14 protein-coding genes are annotated in these 16,581 nt (G+C 42.6%); 7 read left to right on the forward strand and 7 right to left on the reverse strand.

Going from position 1 to position 16,581, the window contains the following annotated elements:
- The first annotated feature begins 137 nt into the window (after nt 1–137).
- The 3 genes from AC5JPY_RS05290 to AC5JPY_RS05300 all read left to right on the forward strand — a co-directional run bounded on the left by AC5JPY_RS05290 (nt 138) and on the right by AC5JPY_RS05300 (nt 4,646).
- The gene (locus AC5JPY_RS05290) at nt 138–1,307 is read left to right on the forward strand and encodes a cation diffusion facilitator family transporter (RefSeq protein ID WP_443525772.1); all 1,170 of its coding nucleotides are present in this window, start codon (nt 138–140) and stop codon (nt 1,305–1,307) included.
- Nucleotides 1,308–1,974: 667 nt separating this feature from the next.
- The gene (locus AC5JPY_RS05295; protein WP_443525770.1) at nt 1,975–2,679 is read left to right on the forward strand and encodes a hypothetical protein; all 705 of its coding nucleotides are present in this window, start codon (nt 1,975–1,977) and stop codon (nt 2,677–2,679) included.
- Between the two features lie 83 nt (nt 2,680–2,762).
- Nucleotides 2,763–4,646 carry a monovalent cation:proton antiporter-2 (CPA2) family protein gene (locus AC5JPY_RS05300; protein ID WP_443525768.1) on the forward strand — a complete coding sequence of 628 codons (1,884 nt, stop codon included), beginning with the start codon at nt 2,763–2,765 and terminating at the stop codon, nt 4,644–4,646.
- Nucleotides 4,647–4,662: 16 nt separating this feature from the next.
- Here the strand turns inward: AC5JPY_RS05300 and AC5JPY_RS05305 are convergent, their stop codons facing one another.
- On the reverse strand, nt 4,663–5,592 hold the full coding sequence (locus AC5JPY_RS05305) for a DUF2628 domain-containing protein (RefSeq protein WP_443525766.1): 930 nt from the start codon (nt 5,590–5,592) through the stop codon (nt 4,663–4,665).
- 195 nt (nt 5,593–5,787) lie between these two features.
- Here AC5JPY_RS05305 and trmB point away from each other — a divergent pair, with 195 nt between their 5' ends.
- The 3 genes from trmB (at nt 5,788) to AC5JPY_RS05320 (ending at nt 9,863) form a co-directional block, all read left to right on the forward strand.
- Nucleotides 5,788–6,627, forward strand: coding sequence for a tRNA (guanosine(46)-N7)-methyltransferase TrmB (gene trmB, locus AC5JPY_RS05310; RefSeq protein ID WP_443525764.1), 840 nt, complete (start codon nt 5,788–5,790; stop codon nt 6,625–6,627).
- A 1,042-nt stretch (nt 6,628–7,669) separates the two neighbouring features.
- Entirely contained in the window at nt 7,670–8,713 is a 1,044-nt protein-coding gene (gene recA / locus AC5JPY_RS05315) for a recombinase RecA (protein ID WP_443525762.1), read from the forward strand.
- 46 nt (nt 8,714–8,759) lie between these two features.
- Nucleotides 8,760–9,863, forward strand: coding sequence for a regulatory protein RecX (locus AC5JPY_RS05320; protein WP_443525761.1), 1,104 nt, complete (start codon nt 8,760–8,762; stop codon nt 9,861–9,863).
- A gap of 154 nt (nt 9,864–10,017) precedes the next feature.
- Here the strand turns inward: AC5JPY_RS05320 and AC5JPY_RS05325 are convergent, their stop codons facing one another.
- The 6 genes from AC5JPY_RS05325 to AC5JPY_RS05350 all read right to left on the reverse strand — a co-directional run bounded on the left by AC5JPY_RS05325 (nt 10,018) and on the right by AC5JPY_RS05350 (nt 15,870).
- Nucleotides 10,018–10,731, reverse strand: a complete 714-nt coding sequence (locus tag AC5JPY_RS05325; RefSeq protein WP_443525759.1) for a YidB family protein — start codon at nt 10,729–10,731, stop codon at nt 10,018–10,020.
- 246 nt (nt 10,732–10,977) lie between these two features.
- Entirely contained in the window at nt 10,978–11,427 is a 450-nt protein-coding gene (locus AC5JPY_RS05330; RefSeq protein WP_443525757.1) for a hypothetical protein, read from the reverse strand.
- 52 nt (nt 11,428–11,479) lie between these two features.
- Nucleotides 11,480–11,761: an FAD assembly factor SdhE gene (locus AC5JPY_RS05335; RefSeq protein ID WP_443525756.1), complete on the reverse strand. Its 282-nt coding sequence runs from the start codon at nt 11,759–11,761 to the stop codon at nt 11,480–11,482.
- Between the two features lie 133 nt (nt 11,762–11,894).
- On the reverse strand, nt 11,895–12,788 hold the full coding sequence (gene folP / locus AC5JPY_RS05340) for a dihydropteroate synthase (protein ID WP_443525754.1): 894 nt from the start codon (nt 12,786–12,788) through the stop codon (nt 11,895–11,897).
- Nucleotides 12,789–12,943: 155 nt separating this feature from the next.
- Entirely contained in the window at nt 12,944–14,839 is a 1,896-nt protein-coding gene (gene ftsH, locus AC5JPY_RS05345) for an ATP-dependent zinc metalloprotease FtsH (protein ID WP_443525752.1), read from the reverse strand.
- Between the two features lie 398 nt (nt 14,840–15,237).
- Nucleotides 15,238–15,870 carry an RlmE family RNA methyltransferase gene (locus tag AC5JPY_RS05350; protein ID WP_319051419.1) on the reverse strand — a complete coding sequence of 211 codons (633 nt, stop codon included), beginning with the start codon at nt 15,868–15,870 and terminating at the stop codon, nt 15,238–15,240.
- Between the two features lie 340 nt (nt 15,871–16,210).
- Between AC5JPY_RS05350 and AC5JPY_RS05355 the strand changes: the two genes are divergently transcribed.
- A complete protein-coding gene (locus AC5JPY_RS05355; protein WP_319051418.1) occupies nt 16,211–16,522 on the forward strand; it encodes a YhbY family RNA-binding protein in 312 nt (103 codons plus the stop codon).
- Nucleotides 16,523–16,581: the final 59 nt, after the last annotated feature.

Below are 16,581 nucleotides of genomic sequence, written 5' to 3' on the forward strand. Positions count from 1 at the left end.
TCGTAACAGATTCCAATACATAGCTATGTTAAATTTATGATAGTTATTAGACGGTCTGCGATAGAAACCCCACACCTGCTTGATCTACAGTTGATACTGTTCATTTAACCTAAATACTAGTTAATTTGAGTGTTGCTATGAGTCAGAATAGTCCTGAAGTGCATAATCACAATGACGATGAAAATCACGACAATAATGACAACCATCAACACCGTCACGACCATGATGCCCGCTTAGAGCAAAAACCAACACCGCGAGATACCAAGGGCTATCAACGCACCTTACTGTTTAGCTTTGTTATCATTACTGGCTATATGTTCATCGAAGCTATTGGTGGCTGGCTCACTGGGAGCTTGGCGCTACTATCTGATGCAGGTCATATGCTGAGTGACGCGATAGCACTTGGCGCGACTCTTATAGCATTCAAAATCGGTGAAAAAGCAGCCACCCATCAAAAAACTTTTGGCTATAAACGTTTTGAGATATTGGTCGCTACCTTTAATGGCGCCACCCTAGTTGTTATTGCCTTGATGATTTTTTACGAGGCAATCAAACGCTTTAACTCACCGCCAGAAATTGCAACCCAAGGCATGCTGATCATAGCTACCATAGGGATGTTGATTAATATTTTAGTTGCATGGCTGATGCATCGCGGTAGCCATGGTGAAGCGTCACATGGGCACAGCCACAAGAGCAATGATGCCAATATTACAGATGCCACAGATACCAAAATTACAGATACCAAGGCAAAACCAGCTGATCATAAAAAACCAGTCAATCTCAATATGCAAAGTGCGTATCTGCATGTATTGAGCGATTTATTAGGTTCTGTCGCTGCCATTATTGCAGCGCTACTAATGATGGGTTTTGGATGGGTGTGGGCAGATGCCGCAGCATCCATAATCGTCGCTCTCCTTATATTAGTTAGTGGTTACCGCGTCGTACGTGACTCTGTACATATATTGATGGAGGGCACTCCTGCCAATATCTCACTAGTCGATGTCGAACAAAAACTACTCGCACATCCTCAAGTACAAAAAGTACATGATCTACACGTCTGGAGCATTACTAGTGGCTTAAATGCTTTATCTTGCCATGTCGTGGTCGATGGAGAAATGAGCATTCACGAGTCGAGCATCTTGATTGCTAGTCTTGAGACAAGCTTGTCGACACTTGGTATTCATCATGCGACCATTCAAGTAGAGAGCTCGTCACATCCACAAAACAGCTCACATAGTGAAGCACTCGTCTGCGATATATCGGGACGATCACCTACTGGTAACAGTCATATTGGTCATAATCACTAACAGCATAACTTATTCACTTTCATTCAGATCTAATTCACTAAGTTAGGTCTGGTCTCTAATCTACTAGTCTCTATGCTACTGGTTTCGTCTGATCCAGCGACAACAAAAGCGTTGCAGGTGTAAAGTCAACCAAGTCCCTGATACTGCCACTGTCACTAGCCAAAGACTGATACCCACTATTAGCAACGTCATCCTAATCCAAATATCTAGACAACCATTACAGATATTGGGTAGATAACCTGACCCCATATTTGACATCATCAGCAACCAAAACCTAACTGAAAGTATTAATCCCATGCAAAAGATGCTGATGGATATTTTGCTAATAGTATGTAATGGATTACGCCGCTTAGGAGACATATCCGAGCCTGCTAGGTACTTACGCATAAACATCAGTCGCGATAATTTGCTTGATTAGGTAGTAATATTTATCGTTTTGTAAGATATTAAAAATAAAAACATATGAAGCAATAAAAATTATATCTCACTTAAATTTCCAACCAGCCTACGCTTCTATTAAGCTGGTGTTTCTATAAAATTTGACTCTATGATTGTAATGGCATGTTAAAAGCGATGAAAAACTCTGTCTTGCAACCATATTTTTGATATAAATTCTGTATACTTAAGACTGAAAACCTTATTCACGATCAATTGATGATACAACACTATGTCTAGACGCTCAGCACCCTTTGTCGCCCCAGACTATATCGATGATCCCACGTCAAAAGACGGCAAAAAACACGCCAAAGTTTTGTTATCGACGCTGCAAGAAGACATTGCCAACTTTCGTCATGAGCAGTTTCCGCCTGATATTTTGCGGCAGATTCGTGACATGCCTATCTATGAAGGTAATTTAGCCGAGGTACAGGCTTATCAGCAGCGCTGGCAAAACCTACTTGAACGCGCCCAGGATTTTTATCCCGCAGCCAATATGCCACCTGATTATCTACCGCTACCAGCCAGCCTTGAGATACCGCAGTTTATTTATCATGTTCAGCGCCTTCATTTAACCAAAACGCGTGCCAAAGAGTCCAAAAGCTTTGGCTCAGTCGGTGCACTTACAGATAAGTGTGGATCCTATACTGATGATGAAGTTGCCCGCATGACAGCGGTGCTAGATAACGACGATGAAGCACGTTTAGTCGCTCATCGTGAATTTATCGATCTGCGTGCTTATGTTTTTTGCCGCGACAGTAAAGGTGAGATGTTAGAGCCTGAACGCGTACGTTTTTATCGTACTGGTCTTATCGTCCATGCTCTGCCTGATTTTAAGATTGTCGATAGTAGGCAAACACCGCGTAAACGTCGCAATGATGCTTATAACAACCCGCTTGCAGACAATGGTGTGTGGAAAATTTACCGTAAAAAATAATAGTGTCGATAGTGTTTCTCGACTTATTGCCAACTACGCCCGTTTTAAATTGCTTATTTTGTCCTAATTTCTGAGGATTCCAGATGTTCGCTGCCGCCGCCGGCTCACCAAACTTAATGTTACAAGCCACTATCTTCCTAGGAGCAGCGCTGCTCTTTGTCCCCCTTGGTAAACGCTTTGGTATAGCAACGGTCTTAGGTTACCTCATCACAGGACTCATATTGGGTCCCAGTGGATTGGATGTAGCGGGTGATGCTGAGAGCTTGTTGCATTTTTCAGAGTTTGGCGTGGTCATGCTGTTGTTCATTATCGGACTCGAGCTGCAACCTTCACGGCTTTGGGCACTACGCCGCTCTATATTTGTCCTTGGTGGTCTACAGGTTGGACTGACTGGTACGTTGTTGATGGGACTGTTGCATCACTTTTTCTCATTACAGCTAGATACTGCCTTTATCGTTGGTTTTGGTTTGGCGCTCTCTTCTACTGCATTTGTACTGCAAATATTGACCGAAAAACAGCAGCTATCAAGCACGCATGGTCGAGAAGCCTTTACTATTCTATTGTTCCAAGATATCGCCGTTATCCCATTATTGGCAGTGATTCCATTTTTATCAGGGGTGCGTGAGCAGAGCTACGATTTACTTTATTTTGGCAAAGTATTTGCGGTGTTTGCGGGTCTTATTTTTGCCAGTCGCTATGTCGTTCGACCTTTCTTTAAATTTGTAGCGTCAAGTGGTGCAACAGAATTACTCACCGCGGTCGCATTATTTATTGTCATGGGTGTGTCTATCTTGATGGGGCAGATTGGTCTATCAATGGCATTAGGTGCATTTTTGACAGGTGTATTGCTGGCTGACTCTGAATATCGTCACGAGTTAGAAGCCAGTATCGAGCCTTTCAAAGGTCTACTATTGGGTCTATTTTTCATGTCGGTCGGTATGTTGACTGACGTCAAACTTATTTTGGCCAAGCCCATATTTATCATTGGCTGTGCGCTTGCCTTGATGTTTATCAAATTTGCCGTAATTGCAGCTATCGCAAAAATATCAGGCAACCGCTGGCCCACCAGTATCAGACTGGGTGTGACTCTCGCCCAAGGCGGTGAATTTGCTTTTGTGCTATTCAGCGTTGCCACGGCCCAAAATGTCTTGCGTCCTGAGCTGGCCAATACCTTAAATCTTGTAGTAACCATCTCGATGGCACTCACTCCATTGGCGTTTTTATTATTAGAAAAAATAGGTGAGCCATTATTTGCTAAAAGTAAACCTAGCCGCGAATACGACACCATCCCTGATCATGAGCATCAGGTGATTATTGCAGGCTTTGGCCGAGTCGGTCAGATCATTGGTCGCGTACTTCGTATGCACAATATTGAGTTTACCGCCATTGAACGCTCTGCAAACCGAGTCGATTTTGTACGAAAATTCGGTAACCAGGTCTATTATGGTGATCCAAAAAACCCTGAGATTTTACGAGCCGCAGGTATTCAAAAAGCGCGTGTGTTTATTTTGGCGATTGATGATCTGGAGCGCTCTATCACCACCGCTCAATATTTACGCAAGAACTACCCTGAGTTGATTATATTGGCAAGAGCGCGCGATCGTCAGCACTACTACCGCTTACGCGAAGTGGGTGTGCGTCACATTTGGCGTGAGACTTATCTGTCATCTCTTGACATGTCACGTGAATCACTGCAGCTGCTCGGCATCTCTCCCGAAAAAGCACGAGAAACTGTAAGAACGTTCCGTGATTATGATGATGACTTGATTGAGCGTCAGCAAGCGATCTATGATGACGAAGCCAGTATGATTGAGTCAGCACAATCGGCGATGGCAGAACTTGAGAGCTTGTTTGATGAAGATATTGGCAAGGCGCGTAAAATGGATCTGACAGATTTTTATGAGGCATTAAAGAGTCAAGCGACACCAGTTGATAAATCAGACGATATCGCAACTGATTCTAAATAGTAAGGATGTTCAATTCCTAGTCAGACATACAGCTTTTGGGGGCTTGTTTCTTGTTCAGTGAACTGGTGCAGCCCCAATTATCGCTGTCTGGGATATGATAAAAGACCAATGTCTGTTCGTTCAGGTAACGTATGGGAAACCTAACGTTTTGAATCGTCGCCGTCACTGCACAGTCGGTATCCAGCACACCAGCAGCCCGATTATCGACACTCATGCGCACTTGTTGATCTTCAGTACTTAGCGGCAAACCTATTGGACATTGCCCTGTCTGCTGATAAATCAGTGCCACGCGGTTTTGAGCAGTTTTGGCAATATCATAAGCATCAAATAGCACCTCGTTCTCTTTTGGTTTGGCAATGATAGGCAAAAACTGTACTTTTATCACCAGCAATGCAAAGGCGAAAAAACCGAACCCCAATGCTAAGCCAAATAAACTAACCCCGCCCTCTTTTTTTAGATGCGCTTTTTGTGCATCGTCGTCTCGCGGATGGTCATTAATCGCATCAGCGATCTCACGCCGTGCCATTCGGTAATAATATGCATCTGTCCAGCGCGCCACCATTGCAGACCAGAACAGCCAGATAACGGCTGCAATGCCAATTCGGGTAACCATTTGATAAGCATCTGGTACATAAGACATCGCTACAAATTCGAATGCGACGAGCACAATAGCCACATTGAGCTGAATGAACGACCACCCTGCCACGCTATAGACAATGGCATCCATATAGCGCTTACGGTATAACAACCAAGGAAAAGTGATAAAGAACGCAGCCCAATGCCATTTTGGTGATAGGTATCCTTGCTGATCGAACTGCTCAAAACGTTTGAGATAATAACGCTGAGTGCGACTACCGATGTACCATTTATCTAGCTGCTTACGTTTAGCAGGTGTCAGTGAATCTTGGTAAAACGGTGGCGGTGAATCCGTCTCAATAAATAGCATAATGATACGCTCTACTTATTCTAAAAAATTATTTATCAACGATAGCTCTATAATAACGCCAAAACCCACGTACAAGATAGAAAAACTGGATAACCAAACAGTGAACGCGCTAAAGTCGCATTGCACATTCACAGTTGTATAGATTTAACTTATAATAAGCAGACACTACCCACCTAATTAAGCCCTAGTAACCCTATGAGTCAACATTCTGATATCAACGACACCATCAATAGTACCGATACTACTGATGAGCACACTCTAAATAGCACCAGCGATTCTATCAATACTGATACAAGTGCTCACCAAGAGGCAGAGCCTACTTCTGACAAACATATCCGTATCGTCAATACATTTATGAAGCGTCGCACGCACATGAATAAAAATGCCGAGCTGGCTCTGACTGCACCAGAATTTTCTAAATATCTGGTCAATAACAGTTTTGGTGATGGCGACCTTACCGGTATTGATGACTTGCGAGCGCTGTTCGCTGATAGCCCAAACGGTACTGACGCACCGCTTACTTTAGAAATTGGTTTTGGCTTGGGTGATTCATTTATTGAAATGGCGGCAGCAGAACCTACTCGCAATTTTGTCGGTATCGAAGTGCATGAGCCTGGTATTGGTAAATGTGCCTACATGGCAGGCACACAAAACTTGAGCAATGTCAAAATCATCAATGGCGATGCTATTCAACTGCTCAAACAACTGCCAGAAAACCATATTGATCGTATTCAGCTTTACTTCCCAGATCCATGGCAAAAGAAACGCCATTACAAACGCCGTTTTGTCAGTCCTGAGCGCATGACTATTCTGACACGCAGTCTAAAGCAAGGCGGTTGGTTCCATACGGCAACTGATTGGGAGCATTATGCCTTTTGGATGGTTGAGGTGCTAGATGGTTTTTCAGGGTTAACCAATAAAGCAGGCGTTGGTAATTTCACCGACCGTCCTGACTTTCGCCCAATGACCAAATTCGAGCGACGTGGTCTCGAGCGCGGTCATGGTGTTTGGGATTTGATCTATATCAAAGACTAATACAAATCGTCTGATCTAGTGATGTCCAAAAAAGCGGCTACGTTATTTAGCCGCTTTTTTATGTCTGTTTATAAGCTTGCCATCATACCTATAAGTATACTTAATAGTTTATTAATCGGCTTTACCGAGTCACACCGCTGACTTTAAAGACCTATAGTATGATAGTACGTGAAAAAAGATAAATTATTATTATGTGAAACATATCACTTAAGACATAGGTTACTACTGAAAAACAGTCTTTGTTGATTCTTAATAGACACGATTGAGCGCTTTTAAAATATTGTCTATTCACGCAAGCATAGATACTATAAGGGCTTGGAGAGTTCTCCCCATAAGCTGTGGATAACCCTGTGTATAAGTCACCACTTGACAAGTTTATAGCCAGATAACTTAAAGGATAAGATAAAATCGTTCACTTTTTGTACAATTTTAAAATTGTTTAAAATCAAAAACTTAAATTAAATATAAAGACATAAAAAATTATTTTGAATATTTTTAAAAAAATTTTAGTTATTTATAATGTTTCACAATTAATAAAAATAAGCGCATTATTTGTTGTGGACAACTCGTTGTTCTATTGACAAGTATGGCTTTTATCAGGTTCAAAATCATTTTACATCAGGAACTGTTTTTATAAACCTGTATCTCTACTCACACGACATATAGTGTCGTATAGCATCGCTCACGCCTCAATATACTGCTTAAATTTTGTTATAATTACTCTATCAAATCAGCAGCACTACAGCGTCCTCTACAATGGCTAATAGCTAAGATACAGCTTAAAAATTACTGTAGCGCTCGTAATTACAAACTTATTTTTACTTCTCTCGTTATTTAATTTTACTGTATAGTAGAGCGATATCTTCGATATTACTACTCATACCATGCGTGTGACAACCTATTTATTTTGCTAGATACCAAAACACTGATGACTGTGTATGCCCATCATTAGTGACATAGAATGCACACTGATTATAGTGCTCAGCTCTATAAGTGTTTTATCTATAGCGTCAAATCAATTATCGAAAACAAGGAATCCAATATGGACGACAATAAAGCCAAAGCCCTCAAAGCGGCATTAGGTCAAATTGAAAAGCAATTTGGTAAAAACACCATCATGCATCTGGGTGATGAATCAGCCATTCTTGATGCTGATGTGGTATCGACAGGTTCTCTTGGTTTAGATATCGCGCTTGGTATAGGTGGATTACCAAAAGGTCGTATCGTTGAAATTTATGGTCCTGAAAGCTCAGGTAAGACCACGATGACCCTACAGGCTATTGCAGAGTGTCAAAAACAAGGTGGCACTTGTGCTTTTATCGATGCTGAGCATGCGCTTGACCCTGTCTATGCACGTAAGCTTGGGGTAAATACTGATGACCTACTATTATCGCAACCTGATAATGGTGAGCAAGCGCTTGAAATCACTGATATGCTGGTACGTTCAGGGGCGATCGATATGATCGTTATTGACTCAGTAGCTGCTTTGACTCCGCGCGCAGAGATTGAAGGCGAGATGGGCGACTCACATATGGGTCTACAAGCGCGTCTGATGAGCCAAGCACTGCGCAAAATTACGGGTAATGCTAAACGCTCTAATTGCATGGTAGTATTTATTAACCAGATTCGTATGAAAATTGGTGTTATGTTTGGTAGTCCAGAAACCACGACTGGTGGTAATGCCCTTAAGTTCTACGCTTCTGTCCGTATGGACATTCGCCGTATTGGTGCGGTCAAAAACGGTGACGAAATTATCGGTAACCAAACCCGTGTCAAAGTTATCAAAAACAAAATGGCACCGCCGTTCCGCCAAGCAGAATTTGAGATTACTTATGGCGAAGGTACTAATCATTTGGCTGAAGTCATTGATTTGGGTGTCGAGATTGGTGCTGTTGGCAAAGCAGGCTCATGGTATAGCTACGGCGATGAAAAAATCGGTCAAGGTAAAGCCAATTCTGTACTGTTCTTGAAAGAAAACCCTGCTATCGCCGAAGAAATCGAAGATAAGATTCGTGATGAAAAACTCGGTAAGAAAAAAGGCAGTGAAGCAAAGGATGCAGAGCCAGCTCCTGAACCGGTACAATAATACTCTAACCATTATCAGTAGCCGCTATAAATAGTTATGATTGATTATGAAAATTAAAACATTGGCTGATATTCTAGCTGAGTCGGACTCCGACTCAGTTGGCTCTACCGAGAGCAAGCGAAAAAAACCAATTAAGTATACTGCCAAAAACTTACCTAAAAAGCCAAGCAAATCTAGCAAGCGCTCTACCTATTCCAAGCGCTCTACCTATTCCAAGATAGACAGCTCATCTCTCGATGACTCTACCATCGACAGCACTTTTTTCGAAGCGCCCTCCTCTAGTACAACCAAAGTCTCTAAATCTAAAAAACGTAAAAAGCGTTTCCATCCAGCAGCTAATTTTACTGCTGAGCCAAGTGATGCCTCCACTTATCAACCGCCTGAAGCGCAAACGATTAAGGAGATGCTAGCAGAAGTTAAACATAGCGTTCATAGTGATGAAACCTGCAACCATTCTGCTATGGATAGTAATGTTGAGCTATCCTCAAACGTTTTAGAGGATAAGAACGAACTATACCCTTCCCACAACAGCGAAACGGACAGTCAAAACGATAATATACCAGCTGCGCTTAAGGCCTATTTACGTACACCTGAACAAAAACAAGCCGAAATCGATGCGATCAAAGCCGAAAGCCGATTGCGTTGGCTAGCATTTTATTATTTGTCGCGCCGTGAATATGGCAAAGCTGAACTCAAGCAAAAACTAATCGATAAGGAGCAAGATCCAGAAAAGGTCGATGTACTCATCGATGAGTTTGAAGAAAAAGGCTATCAGAGTGATTATCGCACCACCCTTATGCTCATACGTGAAAATATCCGCAAAGGTCGAGGGCGCGGACGCATCAAGCAAGAATTCTACCGCAAGAAAATCGCTATGCCAGGTAATATCGATGAGCTGATCGATATGGCAAATGCAGAATCGGATGAGTTTAGCGAGTTTGTAGAGGACAGTGAAGACAATATAGTCGATGGCGTAGATTGGCTCAAACTGGCTGTCATCGCACGTACCAAAAAATACGGTAACAACGTCCCTACTGAGCAAAAGGAAAAAGCAAAACAACTGCGATTTTTGCAATATAGAGGGTTCAATACCGATGTCTGTTTCGCAGCGCTCAACTACACAACGGATACTTTGGCTAACCGCTTTTGATTCGTTCTTTATAATATATCGTCAATTATCATATTAATGATATGCTTTAAACGAGACAAAAAAAGAGCACATCGTGAGATGTGCCCCATAGTCATGATTTAAGAGTGCCACCGCTTTAGAAATTCATAGCGTAGACAACTTTAACTCAAATTGATTATTTTAACGTACCAAGACGGTTAGACAGTTGACCAATGATTTGATCGATTTCTTCATTTGCTTCCGCTTCATTGTCCAGGTTGCCATTAGGGGTTAGCTGGTTCATGACTTCAGGTAATAATTCGGCAAGTCCTTGACGTACTTCTGTTTCATTGGCACCTGTATGAGCGGCCACTTTCTGGATTTCGCTTTCGTCAAACAAGCGATTGATTTCATTTGGGTCTAGATTGTCATTGGCCTCGTTCGTACTCATCCAAGAGCGTGCTTGAGCGCCGTGTCCCATACCAGTGATTTTTGATAGTGCACCGCCGATGCCGCCATTACGCTTGATCCAGCTTAGTACCATCGGCATAAGAACAGCGATAAGCATTCCTTTACCACCAAAACCGCTGCTACTACGTTGACCACCTAATACACTACCCAAGATGTCGCCTAACCCACCAGCGCCTGAGCTCACACTACCACGTTGATTGCCACCTGCCAAACCACCTATAATGTCATCTAAACCAAAACCATTATCTGGCTTGCGGTCATATTGCTGCGGATTATAACCACCAGCCTGGCTACTACCGCCAAGCACACTGCCTAATATATCACCTAAGCCACCTGTACGACGTGGTTCGACACGCTGGTTTACCGGATTACGCTGAGCGTCATCTGGGTTCATCGCGCTACGGGCAACTTGACTCACTAAATTCCCTAATAAACTCATTTTCTATTCCTCTTTATCATATTAATTATAATAAAAAACCACCACCTAAGCCGACAGATACGTGCTTTTCACATGTATAAAATCTGCGACATCGAATGGTTGGTTTATATGCTTTATGCTTGTTTATTAATATAGCAAATCTCTTGGAACAGCAAGATAGGTGTTTTGTTATGACATGTAGGTGTTCGTAAGTTCATGGATATGAGGGTCAAGTTGACATAAAAATTTGATAAAGCCCTATGAAGTTTACTCCATAACGGTATTGGCTAGAACATTGAGCGCCCTCCAGTCCTCACTATTTACTTGGTCACGTAAGACTGTTATCGATAAAGGCTTTTGATAAGGCTCTGTTATTTTAAAATTAATAATAATTACCCATGGGTAACGATGTACAGTGAGTAATTGAGCATGCCACAACTCATCACCTCGACCCGTGCGAACCAACAGCTGCCACTGTTTATCAAGACGTTGCCTTAGCGGCGGCTGGCTGATGCGTAACGGTGTCGGACGGAACATAATGAGATAACTAGCAACGGCTACTGAGACTACCAAAATAAGTACATACTGCCACAATACCAAAGATGCCAGCCATGCCAATACCATCATTAAGACGATTAGGCTGGCATAAAGTAACCACCGTAAACGGCTGGCAGTTTGAATAGCGGTATCAATGCGTAGTGAGGTTACCAGCGTCATATGAGTATGCTATGTAAAACGTCAAATATTGGAGTCATCAGTTGCGCTACTTCTACACCAAATCTTTGGTATGGCGCCAAGTTTTTATTTTATTCACTAACGCCCAGATATCATCCTCTTCTGGTCGATTCTGATTGGTAAAATAATCGAGCAAGTCAGGATCTTCATGCGTGAGCATCTGAGCGAAGGTCTCTTGCTCAGTAGCGTCTGCTGTTAGGTACAGCTCTTTAACATAAGGATCAATATAAAAATCTAATTCTTTTAAACCGCGGCGAGCCTGGTAGATAATACGGCGCTGCTCATTGGTTGGTTCTGGTTGGATAATATTGGTCATACAGATACTCTCATTTTTTAAGTGGTTTTTAATAATCGGTTCAATAGTCAGTAAGAGATAGATTTTAGATATAGCATATAAATATTTCTCACAGTAGCACACCTTATCCATCGTCTCGGCTTATCAAGTGACGCTAGTGAGGATATTCTGATAGTTGACTCCACAATGCCACTGCTTGCTGCATCATTCCTACATTATGCGTACGGATGATACTTGCTCCCTGTTGTAACGCAAATATCCCAGCAGCCGTACCGATTGCATCTCGCTCTATGGCTTGTGTACTTTGCATTGCTTGAGCGCTACTGTTAGTCAACACTTCTGCTAAGAAGCGTTTACGTGAAATGCCAAACATCATGGGTAACTGTAACGCCTGTAGTTTGCTTAATTGACTCAATAATGCACAGTGGTGCTCGTAATTTTTAGCAAAACCAAAGCCTGGGTCTATAATAATTTTATCTTTGTTGACACCAGAGCTTATCACTTCGTGAATGCGAGCAGTCAATTCTGTACTCACCTCACCTATCACATCGTCATACTGTGCCAGATTATTCATCGTGGTTGGCTCACCGCGCATATGCATTAGCATAACAGGTATATCAAGAGTCGCTGCCAACTCTGCTGCACCAGTACGTTTTAGTGCTCTGACGTCATTCCAAATATCAGCACCAGCATCAAAGGCTGCCTGCATGACCTTTGGATTACTGGTATCTATAGATAGCCAGATACTATCACCGCAGTGCTGCCGAATTGCGTGAACCACTGGCACGACTCGCTGTAGCTCCTCAGTAGTCGCGACAGTGTCTGCATGGGGACGAGTAGACTCACCGCCGATATCAATAATAGTCGCGCCCTCTTCTATCATCTGCTGACAATGCGCAACAGCCTTATCTACACCGTTAAATTGCCCACCATCTGAAAATGAGTCTGGTGTGACGTTGAGGATACCCATGATATGAGGCTGCGACAAATTCAGTGTTTTGTCGCGACTGGTGATTTTATAGCTGGGCAAAGGCTGGAATAATGACATGACCGATCTCTAATTAATAATCTTTTTTAGCTGCTTTCGTCTATGCTTATGATACCAGTAAATCTTATGCTGTCCTAAAACCTGTATAAAATGATGACAATAAAAAAGCCCTTTATCATAAAGGGCTTTTTTGTCAAATACAGAGTAGCTTACATTTACATCGCTGGTAGTGGTGGCGGCGTAGTCCCAGTAGTTTTGATATCGTTCTTCGACAAGTTCACTTCGTTATGCTGATACACTCTAGGTGGACGTGGATCTTCACCTGCTAAAATGTCCTGCAGTTGATCACGATCAATAGTTTCCCAGTTCATCAATGCATCAACCATCGCATGCATTTTATCTTGGTTACCTTCAATCAATTCACGAGCAATGTCATATTGCTCTTCTAGCATACGGCGTACTTCGTCATCAACCTTTTGCTGCGTGGCTTCTGAGATCGTACGGCCACCGCCACCAAAGTATCCTTGTGAATTGTCATCATCTTCATAAACCATGATACCAAGTGCGTCAGACATACCGTACTTCGTTACCATTGCACGCGCCATTTTGGTTGCACGTTCAAAGTCATTTGAAGCGCCCGTTGACATCTGGTTGATAAAGACTTCCTCGGCGATACGACCACCAAATAAAATAGCAATGTCACTTAGCATTTTTGATTTATACATGCTGGTTTGGTCATGTTCAGGCAGCTGCCAAGTCACACCAAGGGCAAAACCACGCGGCATAATAGTAACTTTATGCACAGGATCTGTACCTGGCAATAGCTCCGCAACCAAAGCATGACCCGCTTCATGATAAGCCGTGGCACGGCGCTCTTCTTCGCGTATCACCATAGATTTGCGTTCAGGGCCCATGTATAGCTTATCTTTTGCATCTTCAAAGTCATTCATGTCGACGCTGGTCTTGTTACGACGTGCGGCAAACAAGGCCGCCTCGTTTACAAGGTTGGCAAGCTGTGCACCACTGAATCCCGGTGTACCACGAGCAAGAGAACTGGCGTCTACACTGATAGTGTTCGGTAGTTTCTTCAAATGTACTTTTAGGATTTGCTCACGACCTTTGATGTCTGGCAAGCCTACTTGTACCTGACGGTCAAAACGACCTGGACGCAATAACGCTTTATCAAGTACGTCAGCACGGTTAGTTGCAGCAATAACGATAACGCCTTCATTACCTTCAAAACCATCCATCTCAACCAATAGCTGGTTCAATGTCTGCTCACGCTCGTCGTTACCACCGCCCATGCCAGAGCCACGATGACGACCAACTGCATCAATCTCATCGATAAAGATGATACAAGGTGCGCTTTTCTTTGCTTGTTCGAACATGTCACGTACACGTGATGCACCAACACCTACGAACATCTCTACAAAGTCAGACCCTGAGATTGAAAAGAACGGTACTTTAGCTTCACCAGCAATGGCGCGAGCTAGCAATGTCTTACCAGTACCCGGCGGACCTACCATCAAGATACCACGGGGAATCGTCGCACCAAGTTTAGTAAATTTATCTGGATCGCGTAAGAAATCGACCACTTCAACGACTTCTTCTTTGGCCTCTTCACAACCAGCCACGTCTTCGAAGTTCACGTTGATTTGATCTTCAGTCAGCATTTTCGCTTTTGACTTACCAAAGCTCATCGGACCGCCGCCTTTACCACCAGCGCCGCCTTGCATATTACGCATAAAGAATAAGAACAGACCAATAATCAGTAAAATTGGGAAACTGGCTATCAGTAGCTGCATCAGTACGCTTTGGCGCTTTGGTGCCGTTCCTTGAACTTCGACTTGGTTCTCACGTAGCATTGGCATTAGCTGGTCATCTGACACAGCTGGTCTAATGGTCTCAAAAGATGAACCATTTTTCTTTTCGCCGGTGATCTGTTCGCCATCGATCTCAACACTGGCTACTTGGTTTTCTGACACAGCGGTCACAAACTCAGAGTAGTTAAGGTTATCCGGCTCAGAAGACTGATCAAAGCCGCTAAACACCAGTACCAAAACGCCGATTACCACCAGCCACAATAAGGTATTTTTTACCATGTCGCTCACTAGTTATTCCCATCCCTTACTTATTGGTGTGTTTACTAAACACGTGACGTCTATAAACGTGTTACTCATTTTTGATAAATATTTCAATACTAAAAACACTTGCTCAAAATAGCGTGATCCAAAAATAGCAGAAAGGCTTTTTTGGCAAGCAATCAGTATAGAAAAACATAGATATATCGTTAATGAGCTTATAAAACGCTTGTCATCAGACGACTTTGCCTAAAACGTATGCTAAAAACAAAGGTAATATACCATGATATATGGTGCTAACCCGCATAATTCAAGCAGGTTTTGCGATTATTCGTTGAACGATTGTCACAGTTTTAATATTGCGATAGCACTACTTTATGGTGCCTTATTATCTTGCTTACAAGATCTGCAACTTATTGATGTTAAAACTATTTAATCGCTATCCAAAACATCTCTTTTGATCGCGGTCGCGAAGCCCCTGGCTTTATACTACGAATCTTACTAAAATCCTGCTGCATCTGCTTGCGTAATTCTTGGGTACCTTGACCCTGAAACACTTTCATAATAAGTGCGCCACCTTCTGGTAAGGTTGATAAAGCAAAGTCAACTGCCAGCTCGCACAGATACATCATACGTGGCTGATCAATAGCACTGTTCCCAGCCGTATTGGGTGCCATATCAGACAGCACCACATCGACTTGCCTGTCACCTACTTCTGCCATAATGGCATCAAATACTTCAGCTTCACGGAAATCACCCTGAATAAAGGTGACATCAGGTAAAGTATCCATCGGTAAAATGTCAGACGCAATCAAAATGCCATTGTCTCCGACCAGTTGACCAGCTACTTGAGACCAACTACCAGGAGCACTTCCCAAATCTACGACCGTCATGCCTTTTTTAATCAAACTCGTTTTTTCATTAATCTCTAACAACTTATAAGCTGCACGGGCACGGTAGCCATCTTTTTGCGCTTTCTGTACATAATGATCGTCGATATGTTCTTTCATCCAAGCACTGCTGCTCTTTGACAGTTTTTTGTTTTCGATACGCGTGGCCAAAATACCTGCTCCTATGACTTGGCAAACTTAAATATACTCTTTTCAATTACGCTATGACTAGCAATCTAAACTCAATAAGACGTTGATTATTTTAAATGTATCATCGATTAAGCCATTTATTCATGATTGGTCACAAACTGACTAAATTCTATTGGTTAAAACACTGTTTTATAGGGCAGTAGCGTTTATAATATAACAAAACATTCAGTTTAACATTTCCGTCACGTAAAATCGTGCAAAATCCTGCGGATCTCATGCAAGACGGTCTCAGATTATCTATAATGATCAATAACTGTTTCTGACTGTACCCTTTTTATTTTTACCAACACCTAGGAATTCTATGCAACTCGATAACGCTACTATCAAACGCTTAAAAGGCATCGGTCACGAGCTAAAGCCTATCGTTATGATTGGCAACAAAGGTATCACACCGACCATTACTGAAGAGATTGATCGCGCTTTATCAGATCATGAACTTATCAAAGTAAAACTGCCTGCTGGTACCAAAGAAGAACGTGACGTCGTTGGTGCTCAGCTCGCCAAAGCGGCCAATGCGTCTTTGGTTCACTCTATTGGCCGTATGGCACTGCTGCTACGTCAAAACCCAAACGCAAACCCAAAACTGTCTAACCTAGCACGTCATGCGCAATAAGATGATGAGCTGATAACTAGGGTGTGTTCTCATTTTGAAAATATCAAAATACGCTCTAA

The sequence above is a fragment of the Psychrobacter sp. H27 genome (assembly GCF_059072655.1).

Excerpts from the sequence above, each read along its gene's own strand:
- AC5JPY_RS05330 (WP_443525757.1), bottom strand. The coding sequence starts at position 11,427 with ATGACGCTGGTAACCTCACTACGCATTGATACCGCTATTCAAACTGCC.
- AC5JPY_RS05290 (WP_443525772.1), top strand. The coding sequence starts at position 138 with ATGAGTCAGAATAGTCCTGAAGTGCATAATCACAATGACGATGAAAAT.
- recA (WP_443525762.1), top strand. The coding sequence starts at position 7,670 with ATGGACGACAATAAAGCCAAAGCCCTCAAAGCGGCATTAGGTCAAATT.
- AC5JPY_RS05325 (WP_443525759.1), bottom strand. The coding sequence starts at position 10,731 with ATGAGTTTATTAGGGAATTTAGTGAGTCAAGTTGCCCGTAGCGCGATG.
- AC5JPY_RS05305 (WP_443525766.1), bottom strand. The coding sequence starts at position 5,592 with ATGCTATTTATTGAGACGGATTCACCGCCACCGTTTTACCAAGATTCA.
- AC5JPY_RS05335 (WP_443525756.1), bottom strand. The coding sequence starts at position 11,761 with ATGACCAATATTATCCAACCAGAACCAACCAATGAGCAGCGCCGTATT.
- AC5JPY_RS05320 (WP_443525761.1), top strand. The coding sequence starts at position 8,760 with ATGAAAATTAAAACATTGGCTGATATTCTAGCTGAGTCGGACTCCGAC.
- AC5JPY_RS05295 (WP_443525770.1), top strand. The coding sequence starts at position 1,975 with ATGTCTAGACGCTCAGCACCCTTTGTCGCCCCAGACTATATCGATGAT.
- AC5JPY_RS05300 (WP_443525768.1), top strand. The coding sequence starts at position 2,763 with ATGTTCGCTGCCGCCGCCGGCTCACCAAACTTAATGTTACAAGCCACT.
- AC5JPY_RS05355 (WP_319051418.1), top strand. The coding sequence starts at position 16,211 with ATGCAACTCGATAACGCTACTATCAAACGCTTAAAAGGCATCGGTCAC.
- trmB (WP_443525764.1), top strand. The coding sequence starts at position 5,788 with ATGAGTCAACATTCTGATATCAACGACACCATCAATAGTACCGATACT.
- folP (WP_443525754.1), bottom strand. The coding sequence starts at position 12,788 with ATGTCATTATTCCAGCCTTTGCCCAGCTATAAAATCACCAGTCGCGAC.